A 6394-nucleotide genomic window follows, 5' to 3' on the forward strand; every position below is an offset into this window, starting at 1 on the left:
AAGACCCGTCGGACCTCTCTGTCCCTCGGTGCCGGGATGCGTTCGTATACGCCTCATAACCGTGAGCTACCTAACAGCGACCTCCGCGCGAAAGGGTGTTGGCAATGGCGACGGCGACCGTGACCGCTCCCGCGACCACCGACGAGCGGGCCATCGCGGACCTGCAACGCGAACACGGCCCCGCGCTGCTCAGCTTTCTCCAGGGGCTGACCTACGGGGACCAGCAGCGGGCCGAGGATCTCCTCCAGGAGACCCTGGTGCGGGCCTGGCAGCACCCCGAGGCGTTCGACGGCCCGTACGAGTCGATGCGGCCCTGGCTCTTCACCGTGGGCAGACGGCTGGCGATCGACGCGCGCCGCTCCCGGCTGGCCCGCCCCACCGAGATCGGCGACGGCGTGCTGGCCACCACCCCCGACCCCGCCGACATCACCGAGACCGCCGTCGCGGCTCTGGACGTCCGGGCCGCGGTACAGGCCCTGAGCCCCGAGCACCAGGCGGTGCTGATACGGATCTACTTCCAGGGGCTGAGCGTCAACGAGGCCGCCGAGGCTCTCGGCATCCCGCCCGGCACGGTGAAGTCCCGTTCGTACTACGCGCTCCGCGCGCTCTCCCGCTCCCTTCCCGGCTATGCGCGGGTGCGGACCGCGCGGAGCCGTTGCCGGGGCTGAGCGTCAAGACCGCGCCCGGCGGTCCAGGGCCTGAGCCCGGCGGACCGGCGGGCCAGGTCGTGTCTTCAAAGTCCCGTACGCCTCGGCCACCCCGCGGGTCGCCCGCTCTCCCTTCCGCCCCGGCGAGCAGCCGGAATCTGCGAAACCTGACGGTGAAGTTGAGTAAAGACCCGTCCCCGGCCGTGTCAGTCGGTAGAGGCTCGTGTCCGGGCCGGTGCACAGGGCCGGCGGACGAACGCGTCTGGAAGAAGGTGGGAAGGGTGCACCCCGAGAGTACGAACGGCACCAGCGGAGGCGCGCTGGCGATCCCGATGGCGTGGCTCTGCGCCGAGTACGTGGCGGACGAGATGCTCCGCACGGGCGCTCTCGTGGAGGGCGGCTCGCTCGAATACCGGGCGGGCCGGGAGACCCTGGCCCTGACCATCTACCTCTGCGACGCCTCCGACGAACTGGCCGGGGTCCGGGCGATCTCCAGGATCGAGGAGTGGCTCAATCTCACCTCGTACGGCCATCCCTGGTCCGCATGGGTGCGGGAACGGCTGGACGCCCGCCGGCGGGAACGCGAGCGCGAGCTCGGCGGCGGAAGCGATCCGGATCTGGCGCTGGCCCAGGAGTCCTGGCGCTGGCTGCGGCAGACCGAGCTGCTCGCGGCGGACCTCGGGGACGAGGGGCCCTGGCATCCGGCGGCCCCACTGGACGCGTTCGTGGACGAGTGCGAGCAGATCTGGACTCCGGCCTGGCAGCTGGGACTGCCGCTGAGCCATCTGGCCATCCATCTCTTCTGATCTTCTGACGCTTCAGGGAAAGCCGGTGGGGCGGCGGCCCGACGAGGAGTGGACCCCCGCCCGGTACTTGGGCACCCTGACCGTGATCTTCATACCCGCGCCGACGCCCGTCTCGATGACCAGCCCGTAGTCGTCCCCGTACACCTGACGCAGCCGCTCGTCCACATTCGACAGCCCGATGCCCGCCGACCCGGTCCGCTCCCCCGCCAGAATCCGGCGCAGTACCGCCGGGTCCATGCCCACACCGTCGTCGTCGATGGTCACCATGGCCTCGGCCCCGGCGTCCTGGGCCGCGATGGTGATCCGGCACGCGCCCCGGGAGTCCTCCAGACCGTGCTTGACGGCGTTCTCCACGAGCGGCTGGAGACAGAGGAACGGCAGCGTCACCGGCAGCACCTCCGGAGCGATCCGGAGCGTCACCTTCAGCCGGTCGCCGAAGCGGGCCCCGGCGAGCGCCAGATACTGCTCGATCGAGCGCAGCTCATCGGCGAGCGTGGTGAACTCGCCGTGCCTGCGGAAGGAGTAGCGGGTGAAGTCCGCGAACTCCAGCAGCAGCTCACGGGCGCGTTCGGGGTCGGTGCGCACGAACGAGGCGATCGCGGCGAGGGAGTTGAAGATGAAGTGCGGGGAGATCTGGGCGCGCAGCGCGCGGATCTCGGCCTCGATCAGCCGGGTCCTGGAGCGGTCGAGCTCGGCGAGCTCCAGCTGTACGGAGACCCAGCGGGCGACCTCGGTCGCCGCCCGGACCAGGACGGCCGACTCCCGTGAGCCATAGGCGACCAGCGCGCCGAGCACCCCTTCCTCGCCGGTCAGCGGGGCGATGACGGCCCAGCGCAGCGGGCACTCGAACTCCTCGCACCGGGTCTGCACGCTCTGGCTGCGCCCGGAGTCCAGCATCTCGGCGACCCGGACCATCACCCGGTGCTCGTGATGGTCGATGCCGGGTCCGTCCCAGGCGAGCACGGACTCCCGGTCGGTGAGGCAGAGCGCCTCGGTGCCCAGCAGTGAGCGCAGTCTGCGGGCGGCCTTGCGCGCGGTGTCCTCGGTCAGTCCGGCCCGCAGCGGAGGAGCGGCGAGCGAGGCCGTGTGCAGCGTGTGGAAGGTGGCCCGCTCGACGGGGGTGCCGAGGTCGAGATCGGGCTTGGAGCCTCGCCGTTCCATCAGCCGGCCGACGGCGATCCCGGCGACGAGCAGGATGACTCCGGCCGCGGCCAGCGCGGCTATGACGGCTCCCGTCATCGCCCGGCTCCTTGAGTGCGGTCTCTGCCGACGAGATCCTCCGGCAGATGCAGCCGCGCGAGGATCGCGGCGGTGCCGGGGGGTATATGGCGCGGGGTGGCCAGCGAGACCGCCGCCATGGTGAGAAAGCCGAGCGGCACCGACCAGACGGCGGGCCAGGCCAGCAGGGTGTGGGCCCAGCCCTCGGAGGCGAATCCGGCCCGGGTCGCCATCACGGCGGTGAGCGCGGACCCGCCGCCGGTGAGCAGCCCCGCCATGGCCCCCGGCGGGGTGAGCCGCCGCCACCAGATGCCGAGCACCAGCAGCGGGCAGAAGGAGGACGCGGAGACGGCGAACGCCAGCCCCACGGCGTCGGCGACCGGCACATCGGTGGCGACGACGCTGACGGCGAGCGGCACCGCCATGGCGAGCGCCGCGGCGACCCGGAAGTGGCGCACCCCGCGCGGGGGCAGCACATCCTGTGTGATCACTCCGGCGACCGCCATCGTCAGCCCGGACGCCGTGGACAGAAACGCGGCGAACGCGCCGCCCGCGAGCAGCGCGCCCAGCAGCTCCCCGGCCAGCCCGCCGACGATCCGCTCGGGAAGGACGAGCACGGCGGCGTCCGCGTCGCCGGTCAGGGCGAGCTCGGGGGCGTAGATCCGGCCGAGCACACCGTAGACCGGCGGCAGCAGATAGAACGCGCCGACCATGCCGAGGACCACCAGGGTGGTGCGGCGGGCGGCCCGGCCGTTGGGGCTGGTGTAGAAGCGGACGGCGACATGCGGGAGGCCCATCGTGCCGAGGAAGGTGGCGAGAATGAGCCCGTAGGTGGCGTACAGGTCATAGCCGTCCATACCGCCGGACAGCGGCTGGGACCAGCTCGCGGGATCGGCCCCGGAGGTGATGCGCTCGGGCACCCGGGCGCCTTCGGGCAGGCCCAGGGAGGTTCCCGCGCCGATGCGGTGGCCGCCCTCGTCGAGGGTGAGGGTGCGCCCGGTGTACGCCGTGCCGTCGACGCTGCCGGTGACGGTGAGGGTCAGGGGGCGTTCCAGTTCGATCCGTACGGTGTCGTCGACCCGTACGACGGTGTGCTGACGCAGCACGGCGGGCGCGTCGAACCGGGCGCGCGGTGCGTCGTCGCCGATCCAGGCGGTGATCAGGAAGAGGGCGGGCACCAGCAGCGCGGTGAGTTTGAGCCAGTACTGGAAGGCTTGGACGAAGGTGATGCTGCGCATGCCGCCCGCCGCGACGGCCCCGGCGACGACCAGGGCGACGAGGACTCCGCCGACCCAGTCGGGCGTGCCGGTGAGGATCTCCAGGGTCAGTCCGGCGCCCTGGAGCTGGGGCAGCAGATAGAGCCAGCCGATGCCGACGACGAAGAGGCTGGCGACTCGGCGTACGGCGGCGGATTCGAGGCGTGCCTCGGCGAAGTCGGAGAGGGTGTAGGCCCCCGAGCGGCGCAGTGGGGCTGCGACCAGGACCAGCAGCACCAGATATCCGGCGGTGTAGCCGACGGGGTACCAGAGCATGTCGGGGCCCTGGAGCAGCACGAGGCCCGCGATGCCGAGGAAGGAGGCGGCGGAGAGGTACTCGCCGCTGATGGCGGCGGCGTTGAGGCCGGGGTTGACGGTGCGGGAGGCCACGTAGAAGTCGGAGGTGGTGCGGGAGATCCGCAGACCCAGACCGCCGATGAGGAGGGTGGCGAGCACCACGACGGCGACGGCGGGGACCGCGTACGTCTGGTTCACCGGCGGCTGCCGGATATGCCGGGGGACATGCTCAGCGCCCTTCGAGCAGCTTGAGGAAGTCCTGTTCGTTGCGTTCGGCGCGGCGGACGTACCAGCGGGCGATCAGCCACATCACGGGGTAGACGGCGACGCCCAGGGCCGCCCAGACGACGAATCCCGGGGTGGTGAAGCCGCAGTCGAGGGCGGCGGGGAGCACGAAGAACAGCGGCAGGGTGCCGATGAAGAGGGCGAGGGCGGCGAGGGCGGAGAGCCCGGCGCGCAGCTGGCTGCGCATCAGGGAGCGTACATAGGTGGTGCCGAGGGTGGTCTGCTCGCTGATCTCGAACCGGGCGTGGGCATGGCCGGGCGCGCGCCGGGCACCGCGGGGCGCCCCGGTGACCACCTCGCGGCGGGGGCGTTGCTCTGCGGGCATCGTCGTCCGCTCCAGCGTCTGTCGAACGAGCTCTCGGGTGGATCCCGGGAGAGTTCCCGGGGGCAACGGGAGTCTACGCAGCGGACATTACCGGCGGTAGACGTACGGAGCCCCCGTGCTCGCGGATGCCTGGCGGGGGTGCGGCGGACGCGGACGCGGTGGCGTCAGCGGCCGGGCGGCCGGACGCAGTCGCTCAGGGCGATCTCCAGTTCGACATAGGATTCCTCGGCTCGCCGGAAGGCGACTTCGAGTGCGGCCTCGGCGCGGGGGCCGACGAGCCCCTGGGCCGACTCATGGATCTCGTAGAGCACATCCGCCCAGCGCCCGGCGGCGCTCTTGACCCCCGCGAGCAGTGCCTCGATGTCACGGGCACTGGATGCCCGGGTCGCCGGCAGGCTCCGGAGTTCCTCCAGCAACGCTTCGATGTCGGACATCAGACCCCTTTACTCCCTGATCAAGGTTATGCCGCCGGCACCCTGCGGCGTGTTCCATCGGCCGGGCGGCTCGGCCAGTGGATGACGCCGGTCGCCGGACGGATGTACGGGCCGACGAGCGGCGGTCGGTGGCCGGTGAACGGTCGTCCGGGCGCGACGAACGGCAGCGGGCGGGCGGTGGTCGCCCGGATTCCGGCCTGCTCAGCCTCCGGCCTGACGCATCAGCAGTTCTCTCAACTGCCGGGCGTGCCGGCGGCTGACGGCGAGTTCCGCGGTGCCGACCCGGACGGTGGTGGTCCCGGCGTCCAGGCGCAGTTCGTCGATCCGGGCGAGGGAGACGAGATGGCTGCGGTGGATCCTGACGAACCCCCGGGAGGCCCAGCGCTCCTCCAGAGCGGAGAGGGGGATGCGCACCAGATGGCTGCCGTGCTCGGTGTGCAGCCGGGCGTAGTCGCCCTGGGCCTCGACATAGGTGATGGCGTCGATCGGTACGAACCGGGTGACGCCGCCCAGTTCGACGGGTATCTGCTCGGCGCTGCTGTGGACCGGGCCCTGGGCGGCGGAGGCGGGGGGCGCGGGCTGGGCGGACGCGGGGTGCGGCGGCCGGCCGGGCTGCCGGGGTTCCTGGGCTGTGTGGACCAGATCGCCCGCCCGCCGTACGGCCTCGGCGAGGCGTTCTCTCCGTACCGGTTTGAGGACGTAGTCGACGGCTTTGAGGTCGAATGCCTGGACGGCGAAGCCTTCGTGGGCCGTGACGAAGACGATCAGGGGCGGATGGGCGAAGCGGGCGAGCAGCCGGGCGACGTCGAGTCCGGTGAGTCCGGCCATGTGGATGTCGAGGAAGACGACGTCGATGCCGTCGTCGCCCCCGGGTCCGGCGTCGAGTGCGCAGCTGATGCGGCGCAGCGCGTCGGTGGCGTCGGTGGCGCCTTCGGCACGGGTGATCCGGGGGTCGGACCGCAGCAGATAGAGCAGTTCCTCAAGCGCCGGTTTCTCGTCGTCGACAGCCAGTACGCGCAGCATGCAGCGGAGTCTAGGCGGGCTCGGCGCGGTGGACCACGGTGCGGCGGACGGTGCGGACCGCGGTGGCCGGGGACAGGCGGCAGGCGGTGCGCGGGGACGGGCG

7 protein-coding genes are annotated in these 6394 nt (G+C 71.9%); 2 read left to right on the forward strand and 5 right to left on the reverse strand.

Annotated elements, in window-relative coordinates; translation table 11 throughout:
- Positions 1 to 104 precede the first annotated feature (104 nt).
- The gene (locus FF041_RS08790) at positions 105 to 668 is read left to right on the forward strand and encodes a sigma-70 family RNA polymerase sigma factor (RefSeq protein ID WP_153487550.1); all 564 of its coding nucleotides are present in this window, start codon (positions 105 to 107) and stop codon (positions 666 to 668) included.
- A 260-nt stretch (positions 669 to 928) separates the two neighbouring features.
- Positions 929 to 1453: a hypothetical protein gene (locus FF041_RS08795; RefSeq protein ID WP_323391473.1), complete on the forward strand. Its 525-nt coding sequence runs from the start codon at positions 929 to 931 to the stop codon at positions 1451 to 1453.
- A 12-nt stretch (positions 1454 to 1465) separates the two neighbouring features.
- Here FF041_RS08795 and FF041_RS08800 read toward each other — a convergent pair whose 3' ends face one another.
- From FF041_RS08800 to FF041_RS08820, 5 genes are all read right to left on the reverse strand, one after another.
- Complete coding sequence (locus FF041_RS08800) at positions 1466 to 2692, reverse strand: sensor histidine kinase (RefSeq protein WP_153521782.1); 1227 nt, start codon at positions 2690 to 2692, stop codon at positions 1466 to 1468.
- Positions 2689 to 4422, reverse strand: coding sequence for a sodium/solute symporter (locus tag FF041_RS08805; RefSeq protein ID WP_323391474.1), 1734 nt, complete (start codon positions 4420 to 4422; stop codon positions 2689 to 2691). Before FF041_RS08805 ends, FF041_RS08800 begins: the two co-directional genes overlap by 4 nt.
- Positions 4423 to 4453: 31 nt before the next feature.
- Entirely contained in the window at positions 4454 to 4834 is a 381-nt protein-coding gene (locus tag FF041_RS08810; protein ID WP_153521784.1) for a hypothetical protein, read from the reverse strand.
- Positions 4835 to 4998: 164 nt separating this feature from the next.
- A complete protein-coding gene (locus tag FF041_RS08815) occupies positions 4999 to 5268 on the reverse strand; it encodes a hypothetical protein (RefSeq protein ID WP_153521786.1) in 270 nt (89 codons plus the stop codon).
- A 201-nt stretch (positions 5269 to 5469) separates the two neighbouring features.
- A complete protein-coding gene (locus tag FF041_RS08820; protein WP_153521788.1) occupies positions 5470 to 6291 on the reverse strand; it encodes a LytR/AlgR family response regulator transcription factor in 822 nt (273 codons plus the stop codon).
- Between the last annotated feature and the right edge of the window lie 103 nt (positions 6292 to 6394).

This window comes from Streptomyces jumonjinensis (genome assembly GCF_009600885.1).
Lineage (GTDB): Bacteria > Actinomycetota > Actinomycetes > Streptomycetales > Streptomycetaceae > Streptomyces > Streptomyces jumonjinensis.

Excerpts from the sequence above, each read along its gene's own strand:
- FF041_RS08790 (WP_153487550.1), top strand. The coding sequence starts at position 105 with ATGGCGACGGCGACCGTGACCGCTCCCGCGACCACCGACGAGCGGGCC.
- FF041_RS08800 (WP_153521782.1), bottom strand. The coding sequence starts at position 2,692 with ATGACGGGAGCCGTCATAGCCGCGCTGGCCGCGGCCGGAGTCATCCTG.
- FF041_RS08810 (WP_153521784.1), bottom strand. The coding sequence starts at position 4,834 with ATGCCCGCAGAGCAACGCCCCCGCCGCGAGGTGGTCACCGGGGCGCCC.
- FF041_RS08815 (WP_153521786.1), bottom strand. The coding sequence starts at position 5,268 with ATGTCCGACATCGAAGCGTTGCTGGAGGAACTCCGGAGCCTGCCGGCG.
- FF041_RS08820 (WP_153521788.1), bottom strand. The coding sequence starts at position 6,291 with ATGCTGCGCGTACTGGCTGTCGACGACGAGAAACCGGCGCTTGAGGAA.